This window comes from Methanothrix sp., from assembly GCF_016706325.1.
Taxonomy (GTDB): Archaea; Halobacteriota; Methanosarcinia; order Methanotrichales; family Methanotrichaceae; genus Methanothrix.
The window spans coordinates 335,919-361,777 of the sequence record NZ_JADJJX010000001.1 but is presented as its reverse complement, the minus strand read 5'-3'; the positions used below and the strand labels follow the sequence as shown (position 1 = coordinate 361,777).

24 protein-coding genes and 3 pseudogenes are annotated in these 25,859 nt (G+C 49.4%); 13 read left to right on the top strand and 14 right to left on the bottom strand.

Annotated elements, in window-relative coordinates:
• Positions 1 to 27: 27 nt before the first annotated feature.
• From cas1 to cas6, 7 genes and pseudogenes are all read right to left on the bottom strand, one after another.
• Positions 28 to 687 (bottom strand): annotated as a pseudogene (gene cas1 / locus IPI63_RS01905) (CRISPR-associated endonuclease Cas1); the annotation flags it as partial.
• On the bottom strand, positions 684 to 1,286 hold the full coding sequence (cas4, locus tag IPI63_RS01900) for a CRISPR-associated protein Cas4 (RefSeq protein WP_292476316.1): 603 nt from the start codon (positions 1,284 to 1,286) through the stop codon (positions 684 to 686). The gene cas4 and the pseudogene cas1, both read right to left, overlap by 4 nt.
• Positions 1,270 to 3,426 (bottom strand): type I-D CRISPR-associated helicase Cas3', encoded by a 2,157-nt coding sequence (gene cas3 / locus IPI63_RS01895; RefSeq protein WP_292476314.1) that lies wholly within the window; start codon positions 3,424 to 3,426, stop codon positions 1,270 to 1,272. The genes cas4 and cas3 overlap by 17 nt, the downstream gene beginning before the upstream one ends.
• Complete coding sequence (gene cas5d, locus IPI63_RS01890) at positions 3,423 to 4,217, bottom strand: type I-D CRISPR-associated protein Cas5/Csc1 (protein ID WP_292476313.1); 795 nt, start codon at positions 4,215 to 4,217, stop codon at positions 3,423 to 3,425. Before cas5d ends, cas3 begins: the two co-directional genes overlap by 4 nt.
• Positions 4,214 to 5,212, bottom strand: a complete 999-nt coding sequence (gene cas7d, locus IPI63_RS01885; protein ID WP_292476312.1) for a type I-D CRISPR-associated protein Cas7/Csc2 — start codon at positions 5,210 to 5,212, stop codon at positions 4,214 to 4,216. Before cas7d ends, cas5d begins: the two co-directional genes overlap by 4 nt.
• A pseudogene (gene cas10d / locus IPI63_RS01880) lies at positions 5,209 to 8,073 on the bottom strand (type I-D CRISPR-associated protein Cas10d/Csc3). Before cas10d ends, cas7d begins: the two are co-directional and overlap by 4 nt.
• Positions 8,074 to 8,225: 152 nt before the next feature.
• On the bottom strand, positions 8,226 to 8,804 hold the full coding sequence (gene cas6, locus IPI63_RS01875; protein WP_292476310.1) for a CRISPR system precrRNA processing endoribonuclease RAMP protein Cas6: 579 nt from the start codon (positions 8,802 to 8,804) through the stop codon (positions 8,226 to 8,228).
• A 401-nt stretch (positions 8,805 to 9,205) separates the two neighbouring features.
• Here cas6 and csa3 point away from each other — a divergent pair, with 401 nt between their 5' ends.
• Positions 9,206 to 9,835: a CRISPR-associated CARF protein Csa3 gene (gene csa3, locus IPI63_RS01870; protein WP_292476309.1), complete on the top strand. Its 630-nt coding sequence runs from the start codon at positions 9,206 to 9,208 to the stop codon at positions 9,833 to 9,835.
• A 170-nt stretch (positions 9,836 to 10,005) separates the two neighbouring features.
• On the opposite strand, the gene IPI63_RS01865 is transcribed toward csa3, so the two are convergent.
• Complete coding sequence (locus tag IPI63_RS01865; protein WP_214065107.1) at positions 10,006 to 10,401, bottom strand: iron-sulfur cluster assembly accessory protein; 396 nt, start codon at positions 10,399 to 10,401, stop codon at positions 10,006 to 10,008.
• Between the two features lie 90 nt (positions 10,402 to 10,491).
• Between IPI63_RS01865 and fen the strand changes: the two genes are divergently transcribed.
• The 4 genes from fen (at position 10,492) to IPI63_RS01845 (ending at position 14,608) form a co-directional block, all read left to right on the top strand.
• On the top strand, positions 10,492 to 11,502 hold the full coding sequence (gene fen / locus IPI63_RS01860; protein ID WP_292476307.1) for a flap endonuclease-1: 1,011 nt from the start codon (positions 10,492 to 10,494) through the stop codon (positions 11,500 to 11,502).
• Positions 11,471 to 12,562, top strand: coding sequence for a diphthamide biosynthesis enzyme Dph2 (gene dph2, locus IPI63_RS01855; protein ID WP_292476305.1), 1,092 nt, complete (start codon positions 11,471 to 11,473; stop codon positions 12,560 to 12,562). The genes fen and dph2 overlap by 32 nt, the downstream gene beginning before the upstream one ends.
• Before the next feature lie 1,387 nt (positions 12,563 to 13,949).
• Positions 13,950 to 14,327 carry a hypothetical protein gene (locus tag IPI63_RS01850; RefSeq protein ID WP_292476304.1) on the top strand — a complete coding sequence of 126 codons (378 nt, stop codon included), beginning with the start codon at positions 13,950 to 13,952 and terminating at the stop codon, positions 14,325 to 14,327.
• Positions 14,324 to 14,608 (top strand): type II toxin-antitoxin system RelE/ParE family toxin, encoded by a 285-nt coding sequence (locus IPI63_RS01845; RefSeq protein ID WP_214080168.1) that lies wholly within the window; start codon positions 14,324 to 14,326, stop codon positions 14,606 to 14,608. The genes IPI63_RS01850 and IPI63_RS01845 overlap by 4 nt, the downstream gene beginning before the upstream one ends.
• Positions 14,609 to 14,646: 38 nt before the next feature.
• Here the strand turns inward: IPI63_RS01845 and IPI63_RS01840 are convergent, their stop codons facing one another.
• The 3 genes from IPI63_RS01840 to IPI63_RS01830 all read right to left on the bottom strand — a co-directional run bounded on the left by IPI63_RS01840 (position 14,647) and on the right by IPI63_RS01830 (position 16,242).
• Positions 14,647 to 14,877 (bottom strand): antitoxin family protein, encoded by a 231-nt coding sequence (locus tag IPI63_RS01840; protein ID WP_292476302.1) that lies wholly within the window; start codon positions 14,875 to 14,877, stop codon positions 14,647 to 14,649.
• A gap of 731 nt (positions 14,878 to 15,608) precedes the next feature.
• Entirely contained in the window at positions 15,609 to 15,818 is a 210-nt protein-coding gene (locus IPI63_RS01835) for a hypothetical protein (RefSeq protein ID WP_214065303.1), read from the bottom strand.
• Positions 15,808 to 16,242 carry a PIN domain-containing protein gene (locus IPI63_RS01830; RefSeq protein ID WP_292476301.1) on the bottom strand — a complete coding sequence of 145 codons (435 nt, stop codon included), beginning with the start codon at positions 16,240 to 16,242 and terminating at the stop codon, positions 15,808 to 15,810. Before IPI63_RS01830 ends, IPI63_RS01835 begins: the two co-directional genes overlap by 11 nt.
• Before the next feature lie 515 nt (positions 16,243 to 16,757).
• Here IPI63_RS01830 and IPI63_RS01825 point away from each other — a divergent pair.
• Positions 16,758 to 16,955, top strand: a complete 198-nt coding sequence (locus tag IPI63_RS01825) for a type II toxin-antitoxin system HicB family antitoxin (RefSeq protein ID WP_292476299.1) — start codon at positions 16,758 to 16,760, stop codon at positions 16,953 to 16,955.
• Here IPI63_RS01825 and IPI63_RS01820 read toward each other — a convergent pair.
• Positions 16,952 to 18,036, bottom strand: a pseudogene (locus IPI63_RS01820) (IS1 family transposase). The gene IPI63_RS01825 and the pseudogene IPI63_RS01820 sit on opposite strands and share 4 nt — an antisense overlap.
• Before the next feature lie 186 nt (positions 18,037 to 18,222).
• Between IPI63_RS01820 and nifU the strand changes: the two are divergent.
• On the top strand, positions 18,223 to 18,666 hold the full coding sequence (gene nifU, locus IPI63_RS01815) for a Fe-S cluster assembly scaffold protein NifU (protein WP_214065680.1): 444 nt from the start codon (positions 18,223 to 18,225) through the stop codon (positions 18,664 to 18,666).
• Positions 18,667 to 18,829: 163 nt separating this feature from the next.
• On the opposite strand, the gene argB is transcribed toward nifU, so the two are convergent.
• A complete protein-coding gene (argB, locus tag IPI63_RS01810) occupies positions 18,830 to 19,705 on the bottom strand; it encodes an acetylglutamate kinase (protein WP_366850431.1) in 876 nt (291 codons plus the stop codon).
• Between the two features lie 30 nt (positions 19,706 to 19,735).
• Positions 19,736 to 21,442 carry a sodium-extruding oxaloacetate decarboxylase subunit alpha gene (oadA, locus tag IPI63_RS01805; protein WP_214065678.1) on the bottom strand — a complete coding sequence of 569 codons (1,707 nt, stop codon included), beginning with the start codon at positions 21,440 to 21,442 and terminating at the stop codon, positions 19,736 to 19,738.
• A gap of 464 nt (positions 21,443 to 21,906) precedes the next feature.
• Between oadA and IPI63_RS01800 the strand changes: the two genes are divergently transcribed.
• The 6 genes from IPI63_RS01800 (at position 21,907) to IPI63_RS01775 (ending at position 25,859) form a co-directional block, all read left to right on the top strand.
• On the top strand, positions 21,907 to 22,314 hold the full coding sequence (locus tag IPI63_RS01800; protein ID WP_214065677.1) for a DUF1699 family protein: 408 nt from the start codon (positions 21,907 to 21,909) through the stop codon (positions 22,312 to 22,314).
• A gap of 222 nt (positions 22,315 to 22,536) precedes the next feature.
• Positions 22,537 to 23,697 (top strand): NAD(P)/FAD-dependent oxidoreductase, encoded by a 1,161-nt coding sequence (locus IPI63_RS01795; RefSeq protein WP_292476296.1) that lies wholly within the window; start codon positions 22,537 to 22,539, stop codon positions 23,695 to 23,697.
• A gap of 46 nt (positions 23,698 to 23,743) precedes the next feature.
• Complete coding sequence (locus IPI63_RS01790) at positions 23,744 to 24,268, top strand: hypothetical protein (RefSeq protein WP_292476295.1); 525 nt, start codon at positions 23,744 to 23,746, stop codon at positions 24,266 to 24,268.
• Positions 24,269 to 24,279: 11 nt separating this feature from the next.
• Complete coding sequence (locus IPI63_RS01785) at positions 24,280 to 25,134, top strand: shikimate kinase (RefSeq protein WP_214065674.1); 855 nt, start codon at positions 24,280 to 24,282, stop codon at positions 25,132 to 25,134.
• Positions 25,113 to 25,433: a chorismate mutase gene (locus IPI63_RS01780; protein WP_342673432.1), complete on the top strand. Its 321-nt coding sequence runs from the start codon at positions 25,113 to 25,115 to the stop codon at positions 25,431 to 25,433. Before IPI63_RS01785 ends, IPI63_RS01780 begins: the two co-directional genes overlap by 22 nt.
• A 36-nt stretch (positions 25,434 to 25,469) precedes the next feature.
• Entirely contained in the window at positions 25,470 to 25,859 is a 390-nt protein-coding gene (locus IPI63_RS01775; RefSeq protein ID WP_214080493.1) for an AIR carboxylase family protein, read from the top strand.

Sequence of the window (25,859 nt, the reverse complement as noted above, 5' to 3'; positions counted from 1 at the left end):
AAGGGGGTCAAAATCGGATCGGCGCGGGGGGTCAAATTTGGACCGGCGGATACACAGAGCACTTAAGACCTCGTTTTTCATCATGCTGTAGGTTAGGGATAGCAAGGAATTGATATGATCCTCTGGGGGCCTTCTCGTTCGTCTCTCAAAGGTCCAACCATCAGCCAGGCAGCCGTTTAGGAGCCTGAAATAGATCTCTGCTGCCTCGCCTTCAATCCCCCTGAGCCCGTCCAGATCTCGGGCCCTGGCGGTCCCCGCCTCCAATGCAGACAGCTTTCCTGTATCACTGACATCTTTGCGATTGAGGAGGGTGCGCGAGTTCCTGATTTTGCCCCGGATGATCTCCTTTGCGATCTTTAAATTCTCTTTTTCAGATAGAGCATACTGGCAACGCCGCACCTCCGCTATGGTGTTTCGCTCCGGAACGAAGCTTCCTCGATAGCGGCCGTTCTGGGTAAAGTAGTTCAGAACTATGCCGTGCTCATTTGCCCTGGCTACAAAAGGAGTGGTGAAGTTGATATTGCCAAAGATGTTGATTGTATCAACCTGCCCCATGGGAAAAGAAGCGATCTCTCCCTCGTCCTTCATGTAGACTGTGATCCTGCCACCATCAACTCCCACCTGGCTACCTTGCCTGGTAACGTAAACTACGCTATCATCGAATATGCCTTCACTGGCTTTGCTCATTTCTCTCTCCTAGCCTTCTTTGCTTCCTCTTTTTCCAGCATCTTCGTCTCCTCAGGCAGACAATACTGCACAGTGCTGCACTTTTCACACTTATTTGGATTATCTGCAAAGCCTGGGATCTTGTCAAGGCTCATGTTGCGAATGGCTTGAACTACCTGCAACACCTTCTCCCGGTGCCAGTCGGTGATAGTAATCGCATAGCGCTCGTTGGTGCCGAAAAGATAGAGATATCCCATGCGCACGGGCTCTCCAAGGTAGTCTTCCAGGAGCATGCAGTAGGCGGCAAGCTGAACCTCGTCGTTAATGTGGTAGGAGAAGCCTCGTTTGCGTTCGATAGGCGTTAAGGTAGTTCCAATGCTTTTAATATTCTTGGACTCCAAGACATCTATTTTTCCATGGATTCCAAGAGTTTCCGATTTTAAATATAGCTCTCGAATCCATCCGCCTCTTCTAGATTGGTTTTTATGCTTTATCAGTCCGTCTTTCAGGAAGTAGTTCATCCCAATCGTATTAAAATAACTAATATAATAGTATCTACGTGGACAGTAAAGATACTGATTTATGTGTCCAGCATTTACGAGTTCATCTTCTTCTCTCATACTCATCCCTGATCAAGCAGTCAATATAGAGAGCATCATGTCCAAAAGCTACACTTCTCATACCTGAATATGGATAAAGGTAAAAGAAATCGCCCAGATTGAACTTGGCTTTGAGATATGAGCCGCTCTGATCTATCAGCCTGGCGAAAATCTTGTATTCTGTCAATGTGTCATTCAAACAGGATAGCGATGGGATATTGGGCTCAGTCTCCACCTTGAATCCATCAACCATTCGCGGTTTTCTGGCATGGTCTGCGGCGTTTAGCATTATTTTTTTGTAATGTGCACCTTCCCCCTTGAAGACCACCTTCCGGGTCTCTTCGCCCAGCGTCCCGTAATACCAACAGAAGCCTGCGGCAAACCTCTTCATCGATTCGTATCTGGGCTTCATATCGGCATCATAATTTTCACCATAAGCTTCCCTCAACCGCTGGGCGAATCTTTGGGAAGGCATAAACTCGACTTTTCCTCGCCGGAGAAGGTACATCAGATCATAAAGATTGAGCTGCTTTTCATCCCTATCAAACATCAAAGCCTGAAATCTAGAACCACGATAGGTTAGAAGGCCTTCTTGCAAACGTCGAGATTCTTCATCAAGCCAATCGAACATTTGACCGTCGATATCTCGGTCCAGAAAGTGGCTTTCCAGTAGTTTAAGCGTTCTTATCCACTCTTCGCCTTGAATCGATTCAGGCATACCTTTTTCACGGTGTTCTTCACCTAGACTATCCTGCCATGTACTCCCTTTTATCCTTGATTTTAAATATAAATATGCTTCCATGGGCGAGTATGTTCTCGAATAAGACGATAAATCGAGTCCGGACTCCATCAATTTATCCAGCTGATCAACAAATTCTTTTCGTGTCAGCCTCAAAGAGCCTGCCCTTGCGGAAAGCCCTTTTAGATGATCATAAAGAACATTAGGTACAAAACAGACAGCCTCGCAGATCTCGTTCTCTGGCTTATTCCTCAATCGCCCAATCCTTTGCAGCAGCTTGCTCTTTGAATAGCCGGAGAAGACAAGGCGGTCAACATTGAAGTCAATGCCCACCTCAACTGAAGAATTTGAAACTAAAACATCGAAATTCTTCAACTTTTCTTCAGTCGCAGGGTGTAGGCCGTCTACACGTTCGACTATGAATCCCTGATCATGTAGCGCATCCTTCAGCACACTAAATATCTCATCCACCTCATAGATTCCGTCCAAAATGAAGACTGTCTTGGCTTTATTGCCATTTGGAAGTTGGCGCCTGCAAAGATCTACAAAATATCCCAAATCTTTTTTGATAAGTTCGTAAGTCTTATAGATTGCTCCACTCCTCACCAATAACTTCAATTGAGGTAGCACTGGGCGCCCTTCTGAACAGGACAGAGGAGTGCTCTTATCGTCGAATATGACAACATTTAATTTAGCTTTCTTTGCCCTTTCGACGATCTGTTGGTTAGGAGTCGCACTCAAGAAAACAAACTTCTTCAGACGGCTTCTTTTATCAGTGCTCATCTCATGCATCATGAAAAGAAGCATGTCACTCTGCTTAACTGAAGCGAGATGAAATTCATCCACTACGATCATATCCACGCTTCGGATGGCTTCTCGAATATTATGCTCGTAGTAGGCGTCCTTTAAGGCGAGAGTTAGTATGTCGGGATTTGTGAGCAAGATGAGCCCACGACCGCGCCCTTTGCGTATGATACGATTTAATAGCTGGCCCTTTCTTAGGCCGATCTCATCAGGATACAACTTCTTCTCCTCAACCAGCAACTCTCCGGTGATGGCTTGAACATGATAATCCTGTGAATTGTAACCGAATCGCTCTAATGACCTATCGACCTGTTTTTTCTGATCGATTACTAAAGCATTGGTGGGATAGACAGCAATCACCTTCATCTTTTCATCTAGGGCTGGTTTTAGCCATGAAATCGTTTTGCCTGAACCTGTTGGACTGTGATTGAAAAGAAAAAATGATTCATTAGACTTGATAAATTTTTCACTATCGATCTGATGTTCGAACGCTTTGAAATCCTTAAGGCTTTCGAAATCTCTGAGATAATCCCAATGCATCTGCGCCAGTCGGATCCCGTCAAGATTCACAACGATCTTTTCAGAATTATCCATCAAATCGGTTTCACTCAAATTCATCGTTTCGCCTTCAAAAATTCCAATTTGTACGGAAGCACAACATCTTCCCGCTTTCCGGAATGAGGTATTCGTATGAACTTGCCCATGTACCGCCCCTGAACTATCAGAGGCACAGGCCTCATTTTAACTGAGATCAGATCGCCTAATGGCATTTTTTCATAATCGTATACACCAAATGGATGGTTGGTGAGAAACTCCCCCTCATCAATCATCCCTTCGACAACTTTGGATCTAATCCTTGCTTTCGATCGTTTTTTCCCGAAACGCACATATCTTGGAATCCTTGAAGCCAATGTATCTGCATCACCTTCATAAGGCAGAATGTAGGCAATTAGCAGGTTCTGCTGATCGAGAACCCGTTCCTTTCCGAATTTAGGCAGATTTTTTCCCTTTTGATCTTTTGGCAAATTTGCTGCTTTCCAATTCTTTACAGCGTACCGATGAGGCCGGGCGTTCCACTGGCTCACAGAGTGTCCGCCCAGATGCGGAAAACGTTTCGCTTTGCCCTTTGAAGCCTGCACACCAAGAATTCTGCCCACATATTCCTCGACTGATTCGGGCTTTGCAGGTGTTATGTAGAACTTTTTATAGATCGCAGAGGTTTCTTCGATATAGGAAGGTTTATTTCCATAGTTGATATACCTCCCGGAAACGAAGCCAAAGGCGTGATACAGTGCAGTGCTCAGGATGAAGTCTCCCGTATCTACCAGATCGCCTACTTCTCTTGATGCATATAGTGTTCGATCCAGAGTCTCAATGGAACATTCCACTGCCGGGAAACTCTCACTCATTCTTTTGTCCCCTTTTTCTTGCCTTTTGGCTTTTCATTCACGCTCTTGAAGAAGGTTGAAGCCTTCTCCTTTTGCTCTTCCAATGCCTTTTTTATTTCACCTTCTTTGATGTGATCGACAAACTCCTTAACTTCATTATTTTCTAGAGCATTGATATTCAAAGCCTTAATCTCCTCATCAAACGCCTGTTTAACAAGCCCTTTTACTTTCTCGATATCGAGCACATGACTGTAGAGTACTTTATTCATGCTCTCACAGTTAAGATCAGCATTATCTGTGGCTAGACGCCTCACCACTTCCTGAGAGAGGAATAGATTTGCAGGTCCTTCCTCTATGCCGTAATAGATTCCAAGGATATGATTATTCATCCGCCCGATCCTTGAAGTAGCTGCACCATAACGTTTATTCATCTTGGTCACACCCAAGACGAAAATCAACTCCTGAAATGTAGCATCTCTCAGTGTGACCACGCATGGAAATAGAGTTCCAGGCATTATGAAATCAGGTTCACGAATTGCAGTTGTAGCACCTTTGGCGAATGCATCTCCAGGTGCATTTTGAAACTTCTCCTCAACGAGAACGCTGGAATCCCTTATTGAGTATGCTGTGTCATACATTACCCGAGAAGTGACTGAGATTGCTTCATCTCCCGCAGCACTACCGTAAAGCATCGACTCAGGCGATTCCTGGTTCATCTTGTTCACATCCATTGTATCCTGAACACCTATGAGGTTCCTCTGCAACTCTTTTGCTTTTCGTCTATCGCTACCTGTCTGTTTTCTCTTGAACATCATCACTGGTGAGTAGTCTACCAATCCATCACTGGCACTGATTCCTACAGTGGTGATATCTGCATCCTGGCCATTTGTCGTGAAAATGGCGCTAGATTGCAGTTCTCTTAGCAGTAAGATGTGGATATAATGTGCGCTAGGTTCGTTAATTAGATTTTCTACAAGCCCTGTTGCCAATTTGCTTTTGATATCTTCGATGCTCATCTCATCTCCTCCATCTCAGTATGATTCTTTTCTTTGTTCAAATTTCTCTCATTCCAATATCTGCGCCGTATGCTCAATGTTGCTGAATAAAAACCATCAGCGAGGCTGTTTGACATCTTTTTCAGCCTGCCCGGTTTACCATCGCAAATATCATTCAGAATCTTATCCACAAAATAATCGGCAAACTCATCCGCTTTAGCATCAAGTCCCATCCTTTGCGGAACAAAAGCCTGATCATCTCCCATTCGATCGATAGTCTTCTGGATGCGTCCAGAGACCGTCGCTCTATAATCACATTTCGAGAGATCGACGCCCCGAAGTTCCGTGATTGCCTTTACTGATTCACGGAACAGCCTTTCCACGGCATGAGGCTTGAAACCCTTTGGCTGAGCAATATTGAAACCAAGTTCTGCCAATTGACATATTTTATCCGATTCGTTCATCTCCTATCACCTTTTCAAACCATCCAGAAATAGAGCCTCTTCGAGTAGATATTGTACCTTGTTTTCATTCTCAGATCCTCGATAAACCATCTTTAAGAGACTCGATCCAGGAAGCACTTCATTCCTAATTACTCTAAGGTACTTTGGAAATAGAGAGTCCTTCAGGCCAGAGCTGGTGTTATATCCAAGACGTATTAGAGCACTGGCTGATTTTATTGTCTCTTCCAGCTTTGAAAGTGGAATGAATTTTCCATAGAAATCAACCACATGTGAATTGATAGAATCCAAAGCTACAATTTCTTTAAAATCTCTGCCACGTATAGTTGTGATAGGCGAATGGCTGACGACAACTCGCATTCCTGTGTATGCAGCAATGATCAGGGCGATGTAAACCCCAAAGAAATGAAATTCCGTAGTGTTCTCTGAGGGTTTGTAGAAAATCATGCTGGCAGTACCGATGGTGTTGCCGTAACCTTGTGCCATATACTGAGCCATGTTCTTACCTTTGGGGCCTTCGTCCTCCTCTTTTACAGCAAGATCTTTTATCCAAGAATTATAGATATCTACATTTATTCCCATTTCCGTAGAGCTGCCTACATATTTAGAGTTAAACGTCCTCTCTGCAAGTGCGGCCATCCTCACTCGGGCCTCATCTGAAAATCTTGAGAGTATAGATTTGACCAGCTCCCATGATTCTGATGTAAAGAAATAGTCCGGAATGAAATGGAAGTATAGAACCTCATTATTCAATCCTTTTGTAAGAACGAAACCGTTCATCCTCAAGGCAAGCTCTACGCCACATGGAACACAGGCATAAATGTTAGTAGGCTTTGATTTTCCAACAAAGACCCTATTGGTGAAGTTGAAAGACAAGAATGAGTTAGAATTCTCCATCTCTTTTTTATTGAGCAGTGTACCACGGTTGCACAGATTGCATGTCTTTCCACTCAACTCATACTCTTTATAGGCATCGCTTAGATCAGACCTATCCAGACGGGAGATAGTCCCATTTATCGTCAAGATATCATGAAGGTATTCTTTCAATTCCTTTCGGTATGTATCGGTTTTTTTTGCTAAAAACTGATCCCATCCGTCCATTTGAGAGATGTTGCTCCAGATCTTATCGAAGAGAAGATCTACTACGTTCATTGAAGGCATATTTCTAAGTTTTATGCCATTGTACTCGCAATCCATCACGTACTGACCTATAGCATAAGAATAATCCCATTTTCCGCCGCTAGCCAAGTATGTAGCATCTTTTTCCATCGAGTTGATTAATGCACTACAAATCTCTTCAGGAACACCCCAAATATCACATGTTTTCTGCAGCGACAGCTTATTATCCGAAATAATCTCGGATATGAAAGATTGATGAACGGTAGCTACAGCCCTGGCGAATCCTAATAAGATCTTTTGACCATCTTTCGAGCTTTCCATCTCTAATGGAACAACCTCTCCGCATCTGATGATACCATCGATCATCGAATCTGTCAAGCCCGCGCTCTTTTCTGCATGAGCCGATGTGATCGACTTCTCGAGGAAGGTACGCAACATAGTCTTAGCACCGCTGAAGAAATAATATTCATCGCTTAATCTATAATATCCAAGTCGCGGCACTTTCAGATTATTTCCAATTCGACTCGGATTTGAAAGAGATGGAGATGATGTCTGGATATTCCGTTCTAAAGCTTCGTAGACACGTTCAATAAAATCTTTTGAGATAGCGGCTCTTTGCATTCCTTTGCCAATATAAACGCAACCATCCTGATATGCCATGAGCATTATCAAACCCTGTTTTTGGAGCATATCAACCATAGTTTTATTGATTATCCCAGAGAGAATGCCCTTAACGTCATCCAGCCTATGGTATTGCAGATTCAATTGTTCTTCTGGCAGGTCTTGCGGAAAACCATCACGAAGCGCCGTTAATGATCGAGCTGAGACCGCCTCTTCGGGAGACGAACAGCTTGCCATATTGTCCATTAGATACAGGAAAGGCTCCAAATCCATGAAACGAGACGTTCGTGCGCCTGAGCGAGAGAACCTGCTCTTGTGGAGTGCAACAGCAACAGAAAGGTAATCCTCCTCCAGTAACTGAGGGGCAAATGAACTCAGATGCATCTCCTCTACGAACCTTTTGACCAGAGCTTCAGGAATCTCGAACTCATTTTCCATTGAGTCCACCCTCTCAACCGCTTCTTCATCCTCGATCCATTCTTCGAATTCCAGCTTGTGAAGTTCATGCACTACGAAGAGAGCAATGCATTCTCGAAGTCCATTCTCATCAAGTGGTCTTGCATTCAGCTTTTCGAGTGCCTCGTTAAAACGCATAAGGAAGAGAATGCCGTTTCTGATGTGGTTGAGCATGCTCTGATCGGTTTTTCCAAACTCGACGCTCTTGGCAGGTTTGAAGGCCATTCCTCTTTCCACAAGATGTATATCCACTACATTGAGATACTCTTCGAACAATCCCGGCTCAAGTTCTTTAGAAGATTTATTATCTCTTTTAAGATCCATATCTCTCAATTTTTTTCGATCTCTAAAAATATCCTGCAAAGAATCAGCTACCATTACTTTCCCTCTCCCACAGTAACCTTCACAGCCCCACACCCTCGGGAAACTGCACTTCCTACGCCGCTGTATTCTGCAAACCTGGCCAGGGCCACAACCCCATTCTTTATGCTCTCTGGCACATCCCTAGCGAGAGTGTACCGACAGCGCCCCATAAAGCCTTGCCTCATGATCGGCCTCGGATGGCCTTTGACCTTGTCGAACACTGTATTCACCACCACACTGTGCGTATAATAGGCCAAAGGCTTTTCCACAATGTATCTTGCCATCTCATCCCTCTCAATATTCATCCTCAGCTCTTCTGGTGAGACCGAATTCCACTTTGACAGGAGGGAGTGAAATACCGCTTCCCGGTGAGGAAACATCTCAAAGACCTTGCTATTCCTGTACTGAATGCAGGCCGCCGATTTGAACTCAAAATCAAGGTATGGGCTTTTAACCTCTCCCGCAGACGTCACAATATCCTGGAAGCTGGCAGCGGTGCTGGAGACCTCCTCCACCCGCAAATCTCCTTTTTCCAGGCGGAGGTTTCTCTCTCTCATGACCAATGGCTGGATGATGGAGCGGAATATATCCACTTCCTTAGGATCGGTTATCCCTATTTTGAGGCTGTATCTTTCACTAGGATCAAGTGCTTTATGCCTCGACCTATGAGTGCGCAGAAATTCGCCCTCCAAAGGGCCCAAAGATATCGAGCTGATAGGAGAATTATGCGTATGGTTGGCGGTCGCCTCGTCTGCCTCCCGCATGATCCCCAGCAATGAAGAGTATAGTTGATAGCCATCGCTGTATGGAATATCAAATCCAGATTCTGGCCGAAGTGTGAGTATGATCTTCTGTGGCATTGATCATTGATTACCTCCCTTTGCATTTAAATCTGTCGATTATTGCAATAATTTCATATTTATGCAATAATGAGAGTATAAATTCGGAAGAATGCAACGGAAAGAATTTATGCTAGGAATTGCAATATTAAGCAATGAAAACCTACCTGTCTCTATCGGGCTTCGATTCCTCCCAGATAGTATCCCTGATAGTGAAATACGGGATTGAAGGAGGGGATAAAATAGTTCTCATCCGGCCTGAGGTGGAGCCGGACACGCGTGGAGAATTGACCACACGGGCTATTCAAGATCTCTCTCATCAGATCGACAGTTCCATAAATCTAGAGATTTACCGGGTCAACCATCAGGATTTCGAGGGGATGGTACTCTCCCTAAAAGACCTCCTGGAAAAAGCTGAAGGCCAAGTCATCGCTAATCTCTCAGGCGGACCGCGTGAGATCTTCTTAGCATTCACAATTGCCTGTATCTCTAAGCCAGATAAGATCCACAAGACGACAAACTTCAGCGATATCGATAGATGTCTCAACGAGATCCATTTGCCCAATATTGTTGCATCTTTAGAGGAAAAACAGATAAAGATTTTAAAGGACATATCTGAGTTCTCGCCCACTAACATCACAAATATTGCAGAGCGCCTCTCCCTTTCTGAGAGCACCATCTCAAGACAGGTTGCCCGGCTGGCTGATAACAAGACCCTGGAGGTATTGCCCAAAGGCAAGACAAAGGAGCTTCGAATTACCCTCGCCGGCAAATTGCTTCTCTGATACTTTTTCTCCTTTTAGCATTGTGATTCAGGTACTACGCGATACGCAGTTGAGAAAGTAGATGAGATCCTCGCCCGCCTGAAGAATGTTTTTTGTGTTTATAGAAATATAAATATAAAAATATAACATAAATGTCTTCCAAGGCGGTTAACTTTTTTAAAAAAAATTATTTAATGACAGCCACAACCTCCCCCATGCCCGTGGTCATGCCCGCAGCCGCCATGGTCATGATCACAGCTATCATGATCATGCTCGCAGGTTGCTGCATTGGCGCAGGAGGCACAGCTATCTATGGTATCCTCCGGTCCGCGAATTATGAACCCTGTCCCGCGATCATCATCCACATAATCGATGATGGTCTCCGCGAGAAGCTCTGCATCCTTGGGCTCCATGTGGATCTCAATTCCCCGGCTCTCGAAAATGACATCGTCATCCTTCGGGTCATCCATAGTCATGCCATAGTTCGCGCCGGATGAATCCACAGCCGCCAGGAACATCCTGACGACCTTGCCCTCCACCCTCTTGCTCTTGAGCATATCAGCCGCTTCTTTAGTAACCTCAATCATTAATAGCACTCCAAAGAATATCTCCTCAAAACTGATATTTAAAGATAGCATGATAGAGGATTTATTATAGAGCATTGATATGTGAGAATCATGGGCGTTGATTTAGGGGAGCTGCTGGATAGAAAGAAGATAGAGATCCGTGATCTCTCCGGCCGATGGGTAGCAATAGATGCCTTCAATACCCTCTATCAGTTCTTATCCATCATCCGGCAGAGGGACGGCACCCCTCTCATGGATCGCCAAGGAAATGTGACCTCTCATCTCTCTGGCCTGCTGTACCGCACCGCCAACCTGATTGAGGCCGGGGTGAAGCTGGCCTTCGTCTTCGATGGCGAGGCCCCAAGCTTCAAGGCACAGACTCTGGCTGTGAGATCAGAGGGCAGGGATAAAGCGGCCTCGGCCTGGGAGGAGGCTCGCGCAGCAGGAGAGGATGGATTCAAATATGCTCAGGCCGCCTCAAGGATCAATTCAGAGATAATCGATGACGGGAGAAGGCTCATCCAGGCCATGGGACTGCCGGTCATCCAGGCTCCTTCCGAGGGGGAGGCCCAGGCCGCTCATATGGCCGCCCGGGGCGATGTGGATTATGCCGGCAGCCAGGACTACGACTCCCTCCTCTTCGGCGCCCCCCTGGTGGTGCGCAACCTGGCCATCACCGGCAAGAGAAAGCTGCCTAAGAAGAATGTCTTCGTGGATGTGCAGCCGGAGGTGATCGATCTGAAGGAGGGGCTGGCCAATCTTGGAATCACCCATAAGCAACTGGTGGAGATCGGCATTATGTGCGGCACCGACTATAATGCCGGCCTGGAGAGGGTGGGGCCCAAGACCGCTCTGAAGCTCATCCGGGAGAAGGGAGATTTGGAGAGCATCCTCCTGGAAAGGGAGGAGAGCATGGCTGAGCTGGGTAAAATCAGGGAATTCTTCCTTTCGCCCCCGGTCACAGACGAGTATGAGATCGCCCTGAGAAGGCCCAGAGTGGATGAGATCGTATCCTTTTTGGTGGAGGAGAGGGACTTCGACCACGAAAGGGTGGAGAAGACCGCCAGAAGGCTGGAGGAGGTCTACAGGAGTGGACAGAGCACCCTCGATCGCTGGTTCTAGCGGGAGCGATCCCGATCCTGGAGGTGACAGCGAGCTGGGATACGAGCTGGATCTAAAGAGGGCGATCGAGCTGATCAAGAGGTCTCAGGCCAGGAGGGTGGGCCTGCAGGCTCCTGAGGGGCTGAAGAGGGCTATGCCCAAGGCCGCCTCCCGGATCGCAGAGGAGACGGGAGCAGAGGTGCTCATCTCCGCAGACCCCTGCTATGGGGCCTGCGACGTGGACATGAGGCTCTGCCAGGAGGTGGAGCTGCTCTTCCATCTGGGTCATGCAGGCCTGGGAGAGGAGCCGGAGAGGGTCGTCTTCCTGGAGGCGAGAATGAATGAGGATCTTGGAGAGGTGGCAGAGAAGGCGGTCGCCCAGCTCAGGTCAAGGCATGTGGGCGTCGCCAGCACCGTTCAGCATATCCACAGGCTGGATTCTGCTTTGCAGGCTTTGGCCGAGCACGGAATAGAGGGGCATGTGGGCCCAGCATCAGGAAGGATCAGGTATCCCGGCCAGGTACTGGGGTGCTGCTATATCACTGCCCGGACCCTCCTTGGAGACAGTCCTGTGGATGATCCCATAGAGGAGTTTCTGTTCATCGGCACAGGCCAGTTTCATCCCCTGGGAATCGCCCTGGCCACAGGAAAGAGGGTGATAGCAGCAGATCCGGTCTCAGGCGAGGTCTCCGAGATCGATCCTGATCCCATGCTCAGGAGGCGTTTCAGAGCCATCTCTAAAGCCTCGGAGGTCAAGGAATTTGCCGTCCTCATCTCCAAGAAGCCCGGTCAGAGGAGAGTGGAGCTTGCAGAGAGGATGATGGCTCTGGGCAGGGCTCATGGCCGAGATATGTATCTGGTCTATATCGACAACATCGAGCCGGAGCTGCTGCTCAATTTAGGGGTGAAGGCCGCAGTCTCCACCGCCTGCCCACGGGTGGCGCTGGATGATGCTGCCAAATACAGAATTCCCATTCTCACCCCGCCCGAGTTCGAGGTTCTGCTGGGGGAGAGGTCTTGGGAGGAATACCAGTTTGATGAGATCGATGAGATCGATGTTAACCGATGTAGATCGATGTAGATCGATGTTAACCGATGTTAACCGATGTAGATCGATGTAGATCGATATACTGCAGAGATTTTTTTGGCCATTATCTGAGTTGTGTGGCCATTGTACTGCAGAGGTCTTCCCCTGTGTCCTTTGTGGCGAGGGGCAGGCATGCCTACCTCACAATCCATATCTTTCGATGACCCGCCCTCCTATGGGGCGGGATGGGGCATAGTTGCATGGATTCGGGATGGCAGTAACTTGGGAGCCCTGGTTCCGGCTTGGGCTAGTGTCTGTCGTATCCCGATTGTTCACCCGACTAAGTACAGCACAGAGCGTTCTTGATATAGGGATTCCGCGCGCTGCCTATTCTCGCGCACGAAAGCATGGGGCTGTCTCTGCTTGGCCGGACGGCCCTCCTGACCCCGTGGCCACGGGGAGGCATGCTGCGAGAAAGGTAATGCCACACTTTCTGCAACTAAAAAGCCAATACTTCGTTTGCATGGGAAATCTATTTCCCTTCTGACAAACGAGTACTCATTATGCCCGTCCTTATGAAAGACCGGGAAAAGCTTGCTCTGGTAGATCAGAGATTATCTGACCTCCCTCCTGAACTTAGAGAGCACTTCAAAGAAAGCTTGCACCATAATCGCAGTGTTCTGAAGCGATTAGCCGAGATGTAGCTGGCGTCTTCCCTCCAGCTTGCGGGCTTTCTTCTGTACCCATCGTAGTATTTTCTTGAGGTTACATTTATATTCGGCTATTATTGTCAGAACTTGAATTAACTCCTCATCTTCTGCGTGGATATGGTAGCCGCCATCCCTTAAAATGAGGTCTGCAGGCTGAAGAGCTGTTCTCTTCTGCCCATGCCAAAATGGATGCCAGTTGTTGCCTATTAAATCTTAGGGCAAATTGGCTCTTCGAAATAATGTAAGCATTGCTGAAAGATCGCGGCGAAGATTCGATTGAGCACAACCCGTCAAGTAAATTACCCGCAGGAGCGGCAAGATGAGGCATCGCTGCCTGGATTCGTGATATCAATGAACCGGAAGCCCGCGATCCGACCTGGGTAATGTTTGTTGCTCCCCGAGGGCTCGCGCCCTTTGGGGTGGGATGCGGCATGGCTACATGGATTCGTGCTGGCAGTAATTAGGGCGCCCACGCTCCCCATCGATTGAGCAGCAAGGCTAATTGAGATTCGTGATAATAGCAATTCGGGAGCCCTGGATCCGTCCTGGGAGAGTGTCTGCTGCATCCTGAGGGCTCGCGCTCCTTTGGAGCGGGGATGGGGCATGGTTGGCTGGGATTCGTGATAGCAGCAATCTTGGATCCCAGGTTCCGACTTGGGCATTCTATCATTTCCAGCAGGTTCGCGCAATTGAATAAATCCAGAACACTTCAGATATAGATACTCCGCGCGGTGGCCTGTTTTTCGCATGCGAGGATTGGAGGTGCTGTCTTTCCGGGGCCGAACGGCCTCGTGGATTTCGGCGGCCCTCTTCCTGGAGTTGTTGTAATCTCAAAAAACAGGATCAATAAAGTTCTGCCAGCTGGAGGCCTTCGATCATCTGGATACAGAAAAAGATTTATGGCTTACAATCCTTACAACGATGCTATGGCAGCAACCAACCGCATTCCCGTATCAAGAGAGATCTGGGAAAGCCTTTCCAGCCTCAAGACTCCAGGCGAAACCTTTGACGAGCTTCTTAAGAGGATGATAGATGCCGAGAAAGAAAGGCGGTTCTTTGATGATATGCAAAAGATAGAGAAGCGAGGCGAGTTCGTGGAGCTCGAATGAGAAAATACTCTGTGCTCATAGACGTGGATGCAGAAACGTTCCTCAAAAAACTTCCTGAGAAGAGTAACCACATAGTCAAAGAGGCCCTCTTATCATTAGGGGACGACCCAATCCCTGGTAAGGGCGATAAAGAGCTGCTTGGCAAAGGTATCTACAGAATACACATTGGCCGATCTTATACCGCGGCCTATAAGATCTCCATGGAAGAAAAAAGAGTCATGATTCTGTGGTTGGGCACCATTGAGCAGGCTCACAAATTGTATGGCCGGCTACTGGAATAAAGTCAAGAGGTTAATCCCTTTTCCTGCATCTACTACTATCATCGCCTCTCTCCGACGAACTCTGATGTCATATCCCTTTGAACTTTGATCCTATACTTTCTGGCCACATCCAGGATTCTCCCCGGCATGAGAATCACGATAGCTTTCGTTCCTTCCTCTAGATCTACTTTCTGCAGTGGTTTGAAGACGCCACCCTCGTAAATAATGTTTGAGCGGGCGGGCAAATTGAATTGCTGCAAAGACTGCCAGAATCTTAGGGCCGATCGCACTTGCGCCCAGGGAGCAGATGGATCTCTCAGGATGGATGATGACTGATACGATGACTGTGTGCCATTGATCTAGCCTGGACGAGGGCCTATCGCTTCCCGAGGGCTCGCGTCCCTGTGGGGAGGAAAGCGGCATGGCTGCTTGGATTCATGCTGGCAGTGATCCGAGAGCCTTAGATCCGGCTTGGGGTAATGTCTGCCGGCACCCGAGGGCTTGCATCCCTTGGAGCTGGATGCTGCATAGTTGCCCAGGATTCGTGATGGCAGTCATCAGGGCGCCCATGCTCCCCGTCGATTGAGCAGCAAGGCTATTTGAGACTCGTGATAATAGTAATTCGGGTGCCCTTGATCCGGCCTGTGGCAATGTCCGTCAATTCCCAAGGGATTGCGCCCTGTGGAGCGGGACCCACTGCTGCGGGAGGACACGGCCAGATGCGCCCGGCTGGACGGGGATGCGAGACAAACCGCATAGCTGACGATGGGAGACAGGCCAAACAGCCACTTGGCAGGCACGCAAACTACATAAGGAGATGTCGAAGGGCCGGGATTGAAAGCTGAACAAACATTGCGGGCAATCATAAGGCAAGTCGGTATGAGCGTTAATGAGTTTACTGGGTTATTATGATTGAGCGATCATTGATCTGAATAACTTTAGGGAATGCGGCATGGTTGCCTGGGATTCGTGATAGCAGTAATCATGGCGCCCGTATCCGTCCTAGGCAAGGACACGGTTCTTACTCCTTCCTCCTTCTCTTGATCTCACCGACGATCTCCTCAAGGCTCTGGTCCAGCCATCTTGCCCTCTCCTTTGTATAGTCGCCGCTACCCAGATCGAAGCTCTGCAAGAATCTGGCCATATCCACTGGCCCCAAAGCTTCTGAGAGAGCATCTATCCCGAGCTTCCTTATCTCGTTTATGCTCTTAACATCTGTTTTAGAGGACATCCAACAACCACCTTGCAGGGTTCATGACTCTGACTTTAATGCCCGCGCCCGTCCTAATCGCCGCCATCACAATCTCATCATCCGTGGTCAGCATGACATCTGCTGATCTCTCCGCACAGGCCAGATGCAAAGCATCCATAGGTTTTAGCCCTTGCTTCTCGATCTGTCGAGCTCTGGAGATGATATATTCATCCATAATGATCTTTTCTCTTGATATCGAGGCAATTTGCTCTACTTTGCCTCGCCTCTCGATATCCGGTATTCTGGAGATTTCGTAGTCAATTGCTTCACTACCTATAAGAGTCCACTCTGAGAGGCATCGCTTTAGGATGACCAAGACTGCCTCTGATTCCATCCTGATTCTTTCTTCGGTTTGGTCATCAAAAGGCCGGTTGATGCAGCAGACGTCCAGGTATATTATCATGAGTATCTTGACCGTGATTGATATCTTGTTGTAGATGGTTGATTTGCTATCTATTAAATCTTGGGACTATTAGCTCTTCGATGGACTGCATCCTTAGTAGTAGATATAATGCAGCATGATTTAACGGATTCGTGACAGCGGCAGGGAGCCCTGGTTCCGTCTTGGGATCGTGGTTGTCGTTTCCCCCGAGGGCTCGCGCACTCTTGGGGCGGGATGGGGCGTGGTTGCGTAGATTATGATAGCAGTAATTCGGGAGCCCTGGTTCCGTCCTAGGATAATGTCTATTTCTGCCCGAGGGCTCGCGCCCCTTGGGGCGGAAAGCGGCATGGTTGCGTGGACCCTTGATGGCAGTTTATCAGGGAGCTCCAATTCAGCATGGGATAGGACCTTGTTTCCTCGGAACTCGCAACTCAGCTATATCGAGATATTGGCAAGTATCTTGCTAAAAATGCTGGCCTGAGTGATCTCCCAATAGCCGCAAGTTATAATTCATTTGTCAGGGATCTATATTAGATATGAGAACTCTGAGCTATCGGATCACTCTTCGCAAGGAACCTGAAGGCGGCTATACTGTTCTAGTCCCGGCACTTCCCGGATGCGTTACCTACGGAAAGACAGTAGAAGAGGCCATTGAAATGGCCAGGGATGCAATCAATGGCTATATCGAAAGCCTGATAGAGGATGGCGAGGCAATTCCGGTCGTGAGCCTCTAATGGGTTTGAGTTTTGTAATATGGAAAAGTCAAGAGTTCCTGCAAGCTCCAGACATGATCGATTAAGCCAGCTTGCTTCGCGGGACTATTGAACTTCGTTATGCCCATCTCATTTCTATATTTTAGAGCACGATGCTTTCGGCAGTAGTTGAAGTGCGCGAAATATAGGGTCATTTGGTTATTCAATTCTGCAGTCTCCTTAGAGAAACCTATGGTTTTCCTTGATATGCGGTTATTATCTTGTCTGCATGTCAGGTTTTTGCCGTTCAATGTAGCTGGTAGATATCATTTTGTGGTCTATATCTTTGCCAAATATGATTCTCTTGACCACTTTTTTAGTCTACCGTTGACCCTCATTTTAATGACTTGAGCATATTGTAATAGTTCATCTACGATTAATTTAGACTTCGAGGTCGCCCTCGCTTGCCTGTTGGTGCGAACGGCTGTAGTTTTCCATATTGCTTTCGAAGAGCTGCATATAGTCTTAATCCATCTGTCACAAAGAGCGGCATTGATCTGAGTCTTTTGGCAGTATTTGAAACGAGCTGATCTGCATTTTCCTGAGATCGCTCACCGATAACATGTGAAAGCACCAACCTGCAATTTGCAGCCATGCTTATCCAGATCCAAGTTCCTTTATCTTCGTATTCACCTTCTCTAGTGTTTTTCCCCACAAAAGTCCATGCCTCGTCCATCTCTACCTTTGGGGTCTCTACATCCTTCAAGACAACTTCATTGACTTTTTCACTATGCTTTGCTGCTTTCGAGATCCAAGTGCTTACAGTAGATGGTTTTGACTCAAGGATCTCAGCTATTCCTAAGACACTCATTCCACGCATGGCCATTTTTAGAGCCAGCTTGATCTTTTCTTCGTTTGTTCTTGTGTCATAGAATGCAGTGTTAGTTCTATCACAGAATCTGGTACCACATGTGTGGCAAATATATTTCCTGACCTTGCCGGAGCTTATCTTGTAAGTTCCGTACACAGTGACGTTTCCTTTCCCAGCAATTCCAAATAGATTGCACTGCTCATTCGGGCATGCTACATCCAAGAATCGAGGCTTTGGACCTCTTTTGCCCATTTTGCTACACCCCATGTAGCATATAGGAATAGGTTATATAAATAACAGCCGATTGTAGATTCACGACCCTCGCATCCTTTCAGGATTATATCACCTGCCGATCTATTCCTGTCAATGAGACAATTTATGTAGCTTATATCTCAATAGCAGCTCACCACGTCCAGAATGGCAAAAGGTGATAGATGAATGGCACAGATAGGCTACAATGAAACCGTTATGGATCACTTCATGAATCCCAGAAATGTGGGGGTGATAGAGAACCCGGACGGATATGGAAAGGTAGGAAATCCCGTCTGCGGCGACCTGATGGAGATATTCATCAATGTCAAGGACGAACGGATCTCTGATATCAAGTTCAGAACCTTCGGCTGCGGTTCAGCCATAGCCGTCTCCAGCATGGTCACAGAGATGGCAAAGGGAAAGAGCCTGGATGAGGCAGTGAAGATCACCCGCGATGATGTGGCCGGTGAGCTGGGAGGGCTGCCCCCTCAGAAGCTGCACTGCTCAAACCTGGGAGCCGATGCCCTACATGCAGCCATCAAGGACTATTGGGTGAAGACCGGAAAGATCAGCCCAAAGGAGGCTGCAGCAGAGGAAGGGGCCCAGGAGGAGGAGCAAGAAGGGGAGTGATATAGGGAGAAATAAGACCTCTCTGCAGTAACATATCCGCGCAATTTAGGGATGAGCAGCCGGGAAGATGCCCTGGGGAAGGCCATGAAAGGAGGCGGGGCAGGAGCCCCAATGGCATCAACCAGCCATCCTGAATAAGCTCAATTGGCCTATGCAGCCAAGTTCAATTTCTGCTGATCATCGTCCCAATGCCCTCTGTGGTGAGCAGCTCCAAGAGGATGGCATGGTGCTTTCTGCCATCGATAATATGGGCTTTCTCCACCCCGCCCTGCACCACAGATACACAGGCCTCCACCTTGGGGATCATCCCGCCCTTGATTATCCCCTCGGCCACCAGCCGGCTGAAGTCCGAGGCAGGGAACTCGGAGATCACACTGGCCGGGTCATCCGGGTTCATGCGCACTCCCTCCACATCGGTGATCGAGAAGAACTTCTTCGCCCTCATGGCTATGGCTACTGCTCCTGCCACAGTATCAGCATTAACATTGAAGTTGTTCCCCTGGTCATCGGTGGCTATGGGGGATATAACCGGAATGTAGCCCTTTCCTGCCATGATCATCAGAATCTCTGGATCCACCTTCTCCACATCGCCCACAAATCCCAGATCCACAGGATCCTCCCCCTCTGCCCTCTGCACAGCCTTCTTCTTGGCCTTCAGGAACATGCCATCCTGGCCGGACAGGCCTATGCCCTTGCCTCCATACTTGCCGATGAGATTGACCAGCTCGGCATTGATATTGCCCAGCAGGACCATGCGGGCGATGGCCAGGGTCTCCCGGTCGGTCACCCGCAGCCCCCCCACGAACTCCGCCTTCTTGCCGAACCTCTCCATGGCCTGGGAGATCTCAGGCCCCCCCCCATGAACGATGATGGGATGGATGCCGATGTAACGCAGGAGGACTACATCCTGGACGAAGTCCTCGAGCACTTCAGTATCGGACATGATCGAGCCGCCGATCTTGAAGACCATGATGGAATCGTAGAACTCCCGAATGTAAGGCAGAGCCTCAATGAGCACCTGTTCTCTCTTCATTGTCAAATCGCATTACCTCTTTCATCCGGCTTTGATCTACTCAATGGATATCAAGACATCGCCGGGGGCGACGGTGGTCCCTTCCTTGACATAGATCTCTCTTATCTTGCCATCCCTATTGGCCAGGATATTCTGCTCCATCTTCATGGCCTCCAGGACGGCCACTGGATCTCCTCTGACCACCCGGTCGCCCTTCTTGACCTGATAGCGGATGACCACACCCTGCATGGGAACGGTCACTCCATCGGTGGGGGCCTTGGGCTGGGCCTCCTGGATGGTCATGCCCGCCGGGGCCACCTTGACCAGATAGGCTTCGCCATCGATTTCGACATTGAGGGCCATGGGCTTGGCCTTTAAGGGAGAGCCCAGATCCAGCGTCTTCTCCTTCTTGACCAGGGGCTCCTCTGTGGCTGCTCCCTGGAGGAACTTCAAAGCCACCTGGGGATAGAGGGCATAGGTGAGATAATCCTCCTCCTTCTTGGCCAGGCCCAGGGCGTCAACTGCCTTCTTTGCCTCCCCATATTCAGGTGGCAGCAGATCTGCAGGCCGTACTGTGATCGCATCCTCATCGCACAGCACCTTGAGCCTCACCTTGGGATCGATCATAGCAGGCGGCTTTCCATACAGCCCCTTGACATAATCCTTGACCTCTCTGGGAACCATCTTGTAGCGATCGCCGGTGACCACATTCAAGACTGCCTGGGTGCCGACGATCTGGCTGGTCGGGGTGACCAGGGGTGGGTATCCCAGATCCTTGCGAACCCTGGGGATCTCAGCCAAAACCTCCTCGTATTTGTCCATGGCCTTCTGTTCAGTCAGCTGGCTGACCAGGTTGGAGAGCATTCCTCCTGGAACCTGATAGGCCAGGACATTGGTATCCACACGGGAGGCGATGGCGTTGAATACCGGGGCATATATCTCCATGATCTTCTCGAAGTATCTCTTGATCTCAGTCAAGAGCCCAAGATCTAGGCCGGTGTCATAGGGCGTTCCCTGAAGAGCCGCCACCAGGCTCTCTGTGGCCGGCTGAGAGCTGCCACCGGAGAGGGGGGACATGGCCACATCCAGGATATCCGCCCCTGCCTGACAGCCGTGAAAGTAGCTCATCTGGGCCATGCCACTGGTGCAGTGAGTGTGCAGGTTTATAGGGAGGCTGACCTCCTTTTTGATCGCCCGGATGAGGTCATATGCATTCTTAGGGCTTATGAGCCCGGCCATATCCTTGATGCAGATGGAGTCGCAGCCAAGCTCCGCCAACTGGACGGCGAATTGAGCAAACTGCTCATTGCTGTGCACTGGGCTGATGGTGTAGCTGATCCCTGCCTGGACGTGCTTTTCCATCTTTTTGACAGCCTTGATTGAACGCTCCATATTTCTTATATCATTGACAGCATCAAAGATCCTGAAGATATCGACTCCATTCTTAGCTGCCTGTTCCACAAATTTATCCACTACATCGTCTGCATAATGCCTGTAGCCCACCAGGTTCTGTCCGCGAAGGAGCATCTGTATAGGGGTGTTAGGCATGGCCCTCTTAAGAGACCTCAGCCTTTCCCAGGGATCTTCATTGAGATAGCGGATACAGCTATCGAAGGTAGCCCCCCCCCAAACCTCCAGGGAGAAGAAGCCGACCTGGTCCATCTTCTCTGCTATGGGTAGCATATCCCTGGTCCTCATTCTGGTGGCCAGCAGAGACTGATGTGCATCTCTAAAAACCGTTTCTGTAAGCATTACCCTGCCCATAAAGACCATCTTTTAATCTGTCCCTCTTTAAAATCCCTTCGCTTTGGAAGGCTGCTCCCAAGGATCGCGATGCTCGATTTTTTCAGCTTTAAGTCTCTAAAGATCTCATTGAACTCCAAAACTATGCTCTTCTATACACAATCGGGCAGTTTTTTTTTTAAAGTCGTTGCGTCGAATATTTTTTTTTGAATTGGTTTACGAGAGTCCAGAATGGTGCAGCTAGAACTTCTGGAAAAGAGAATAAGAAATACTCTTTTTATGATTTCTTGTGAGCCTTGATCGTCTCTTTTCGAATTCGCTATTGGTAATGCTATGATCCAATTCTGCCCACTGCTTGCCCGAAAGAACAGGCGAACTAATTTTTTGCCGCTATTAAGGTCTCTTGAACTCGATTTGTACAGAAGTGTACAGCGAAAGTGTCTATTAATAATACTAATGCCTTTTTAAGGTTGGAGTGATAAGAGATGAGACTCAGAGTTGTCAGCGCCAGAAATGAGATACCTAACCTCAATCCAAATGAGAAGACAGTCCATCTAGCATTCAGGGCCAGCAATGTAGATTTTCTCAACTTGATGCAGAGATGTCCGAGGCTAAGAATGATTCAGGTACCCCCCTCCTACCGCAAGACCATGTCCAATGCCATCCAGGTGTTCCTGGATATGCAGGGCATAGAGCTGCTGGAAGGGGATGTCTGGGGACATAGAAAGGATCTGGATGAGTATTTCACTGTGGATGATTCCACTATCGAGGAGATCCGCTCTCTTGCTGCCAGTGGTGCCAGCATGGACGAGGTGGCAAGCCAGATTCAGAAGAAGGCAAGGCTCGGCCCGGAGCTGATCAAGTATATAGCTCGAACCAAGGCCACTGCCTGATCAAGTATATAGCCCGACCAGGGAACTGCCTGGTTGAGTATGTAGCCCGGACCAGGAACTTCCTGATCTGAAAAGTGCCCGGGCTGAGATCACCATCTGATCAAGCATAGTCAGATCTTCTGTCTGGCTTCGTTTTTTCCTATTTCCTCGGCATCAGTTCCCGATGCTCCCCCGAGATCCGCCGGGAAAGGTTCATCTCACCTGAGCATCCACCCCCTTATTGTGAAATGCGATATACTGGTAGTGGGCGCCTCCTCCGCTGGAATGATGGCAGCCACATCTGCCGCCGAGGGTGGGGCCAGTGTTATGCTGCTGGACAGAAACCTCGGCCGCCTGCAGCATGATGCCAATACCCTCTTCGAGGGAATGGCCACCCTCTCCGGGGTTAGGATCAACGACTGTCTGCTCAGAAAGGAGCTGGATGGTATGCGCATTCTCAGCCCCTCCGGCCGGGGGGTCACCATCCCTGCCAAAGGCTACTTCATCGACCGGGAGGCCTTCGACCGCCATTATCTCCGCCTGGCAGAAAAGGCAGGGGTCGCCCCTCTCTCAGGTGAGGTCAAGAGCATTCGGCTAAGCGGCAAAGAGAGGAGGGTCAGCCTGCAAGGAGCAGAGATTCATGCGCGAGTGGTGATAGATGCCTCTGGGATTGCATCCGGGCTATCGGAGAAGGAGGGGCTGAGACCCATGCGCCACCCAGAGGACATCGCCTGGGCTATGGAAGCAGATATCGAATATCCCTATCTGGGCGAGGAGATGTTCTTCCAGTACTGGCTGGGCAGCATGGCACCGGGCTGGAAGGCCACATTCTCTCCCGCAGGAGGTGATCTGGCCACAATAGGGGTGTTCGTACGCGGTCATGGCCGGGATGTGAGGCCGTTCTTCGATCGGTTCAGCAAGCTATTCCAGGCTTATAAGGCCTCTCAATACAGAGACATTGACCGGATGAAGATACTATCCATCAGGAGGGGAGGAGATCCCATTTGCGTCATGCCCGGGGAGATGGTGGCCGACTCCCTGATGGTCACAGGCGGGGCAGCCGGCCAGAGCGGCCTGGCTTATAGTATGCGTGCCGGCAGCATCTGCGGCACAGTGGCAGCAGAAGCCGTACAGAGAGATGATGTATCCTCTCGCTCTCTATCCGAGTATGTGCGCCGGTGGAGGCGGGAGTTCTACTGGCAGTACCGCATGGGCAGATCATCCCTTCTCACCCTCGGCCAGATGAGGGATGAGGAGATAGAGAGGCTGATCTCGGGCCTCACGGGAAGGGAGCTGCTATCTAAAGGCTCCTTTCTAAAAAAAGCAGTCTATGCCGGGACGAAGGTATCAATGATACGCCCCCGCACTCTCTATGACCTGCTGGCAAATCTCATGCGGGGCTGATCTCCGTCTGGAAAAGTCCATTTAGCAAGAGAGCCATGGACTCTGTATGATCGAGCTGTCAAGCGACCCCTATGTTCTGAAGAGCAGGATCGCTCCTCTGACTGAGGCGGACTTCAGAGTTCATCTCAACATAAACTGGTGTCGCGGGGTACTTTTCAATGTAGTGGCGATGAAAAACTCAATCGCCGTGGTGGAGTATGATGCCATCCTATGGTCGGATGACTCCATCATGTTCATCGAGTACAAGGATTCGCCTGCTGCCTATAAAGGACTCTCCTCCCGAAGGGTGCAGCAGATGAACAGCCTGGCCAAGAACATCGCCCGCGGCCTGGGCTTCAAGAGCTTCAGCTTTGTGGTGGTGGTAAAGGATCTGGAGGATGGGGCCAGCAAAGGGGGAGTCGAGGTCATCCCTCTGGTGGACCTGGGAAGCTACCAGCCGGTGTTCATATCCTCCATCAGCGAGCTGGAGTACCTCGATAAGATGATCGCCAGGTACAGCCGGGCAGGCGAGGTGCAGTTTGTGCTGGATCTGGAAAAGTTCAGGAAGGTCCTCGAGATGGAGCAGTCCTGAATGGCGGATGATTGAATATGAGAGGATATGGGCGGTCGAATGGCGCAGCCTCAGTTCTCAATGCTGTGGCAAACTGGAAGGGCTCAGCCTTTGCAATCGAGCTTGAAACCCGAGCGGAGGTGGAACTGGACAGCTCCCCTGCCATCAGAGGGGATGTCCCGGGTGTGGATACCAGCCTGATTGAGCGCTGTGTGGAGAGGCTCTTGGAGCATCTGGGCCTTGAGTATGGTGGCCGGGTGAGGACCTCCAGTGAGATCCCCGTGGCCAGCGGTCTGAAGAGCAGCAGCGCCGCTGCCAATGCCGTTATCCTGGCAGCTCTCGATGCCCTCGATATGGATATGGATCTGGTGAGAGCGGCCAGGATCGGGGTGGAGGCAGCAAGGGAGGTGGGAGTCACCATAACCGGCGCTCTGGATGATGCTCTGGCCTCGATGCTCGGCGGGGTGGTGGTGACCGATAACCACAGGATGTCCCTCCTTCGCAGGGATGAGCTTCACTGCAGTGTTATGCTCCTGGTTCCCGATCGGAGGATCTTCTCACGAGATACTGATATCTCTCGATCCAGGGTTATTGCCCCTATGGCAGATCTGGCCTTCGATCTGGCCATGAAGGGCGAGTACGGCCGGGCCATGACACTGAATGGTCTGGCCTATTGCGCTGCTCTGGGCCTCTCCTCTGAGCCCCTGATCCTGGCGCTGGAGGAGGGGGCGTGGGGGGCCAGCCTCTCTGGAACGGGTCCCTCTTATGCCGCTCTGATCGATGAGAGCAGGATGGATGGCCTGGAAGAGTCCTGGAGGGCGCTGGGCGGAAGAGTGATAAGAACGAAAGCAGATAACAGGCCTGCATCCAGGGGGCGAGGATTCTGACGGATCTGAACAGATACAGGAGGGATATCGAGGAGATCGACCAGAGGATCGTGGAGCTCATCGATAAACGAATCGGAATCACCAAAATGATCTTCGAGGTCAAGAGGAGAGAGGGAAGGCCGATCCGCGATCCCGAGCAGGAGGGCAGGGTATTGAGCCGGGCGGTGGACCTGGCCACAGAGAAGAATCTGGATGCAGGCGCCATAAAAGGCATCTATGAGATCCTGATTCAGATGAGCACAAAAAAGCAGCAAGAGCTGCAGGACGAGAACCAAAGCCGAGCCTCTGAAAGGGCTTGATGTTGATTTTATTGAGATCGATCTCATGGAGCAGTCATGGTTGATATTGCAGTTATCTCGGGGTCCAGATCGGATCATATGATTGTGGACAGGGTCCTGAAAAAGTTGAATGAGGAGGGCGTTTCATTTGAGTATCGGGTTCTCTCTGCTCACAGGAATCCTCAGGAGCTGGAGGAGTATATAACTGAGACTGACGCCCGGGTCTTCATCGCCATCGCCGGCCTCTCAGCTGCCCTGCCAGGTCTCATCGCCTCCCGGACTCTCCGTCCAGTGATAGGGGTTCCAGTTAGCGCGAAGCTGGGTGGCCTGGATGCACTGCTCTCCATCGTTCAGATGCCTCCCGGCGTTCCTGTGGCATGTGTAGGAATAGATAATGGTGATAATGCAGCGCTACTGGCTATTAGAATTCTGAAATCTGGAAGATAG

What these genes read in the sequence shown, in the direction of transcription:
- oadA (WP_214065678.1), bottom strand. Translation starts at nt 21,442, where the DNA reads ATGGGCAGGGTAATGCTTACAGAAACGGTTTTTAGAGATGCACATCAG.
- IPI63_RS01845 (WP_214080168.1), top strand. Translation starts at nt 14,324, where the DNA reads ATGAGAAAATACTCTGTGCTCATAGACGTGGATGCAGAAACGTTCCTC.
- cas5d (WP_292476313.1), bottom strand. Translation starts at nt 4,217, where the DNA reads ATGAGTGAGAGTTTCCCGGCAGTGGAATGTTCCATTGAGACTCTGGAT.
- cas7d (WP_292476312.1), bottom strand. Translation starts at nt 5,212, where the DNA reads ATGAGCATCGAAGATATCAAAAGCAAATTGGCAACAGGGCTTGTAGAA.
- csa3 (WP_292476309.1), top strand. Translation starts at nt 9,206, where the DNA reads ATGAAAACCTACCTGTCTCTATCGGGCTTCGATTCCTCCCAGATAGTA.
- fen (WP_292476307.1), top strand. Translation starts at nt 10,492, where the DNA reads ATGGGCGTTGATTTAGGGGAGCTGCTGGATAGAAAGAAGATAGAGATC.
- IPI63_RS01835 (WP_214065303.1), bottom strand. Translation starts at nt 15,818, where the DNA reads ATGTCCTCTAAAACAGATGTTAAGAGCATAAACGAGATAAGGAAGCTC.
- cas3 (WP_292476314.1), bottom strand. Translation starts at nt 3,426, where the DNA reads ATGAATTTGAGTGAAACCGATTTGATGGATAATTCTGAAAAGATCGTT.
- nifU (WP_214065680.1), top strand. Translation starts at nt 18,223, where the DNA reads ATGGCACAGATAGGCTACAATGAAACCGTTATGGATCACTTCATGAAT.
- IPI63_RS01830 (WP_292476301.1), bottom strand. Translation starts at nt 16,242, where the DNA reads ATGATAATATACCTGGACGTCTGCTGCATCAACCGGCCTTTTGATGAC.
- IPI63_RS01790 (WP_292476295.1), top strand. Translation starts at nt 23,744, where the DNA reads ATGATCGAGCTGTCAAGCGACCCCTATGTTCTGAAGAGCAGGATCGCT.
- cas4 (WP_292476316.1), bottom strand. Translation starts at nt 1,286, where the DNA reads ATGAGAGAAGAAGATGAACTCGTAAATGCTGGACACATAAATCAGTAT.
- IPI63_RS01865 (WP_214065107.1), bottom strand. Translation starts at nt 10,401, where the DNA reads ATGATTGAGGTTACTAAAGAAGCGGCTGATATGCTCAAGAGCAAGAGG.
- IPI63_RS01775 (WP_214080493.1), top strand. Translation starts at nt 25,470, where the DNA reads ATGGTTGATATTGCAGTTATCTCGGGGTCCAGATCGGATCATATGATT.
- IPI63_RS01800 (WP_214065677.1), top strand. Translation starts at nt 21,907, where the DNA reads ATGAGACTCAGAGTTGTCAGCGCCAGAAATGAGATACCTAACCTCAAT.
- IPI63_RS01825 (WP_292476299.1), top strand. Translation starts at nt 16,758, where the DNA reads ATGAGAACTCTGAGCTATCGGATCACTCTTCGCAAGGAACCTGAAGGC.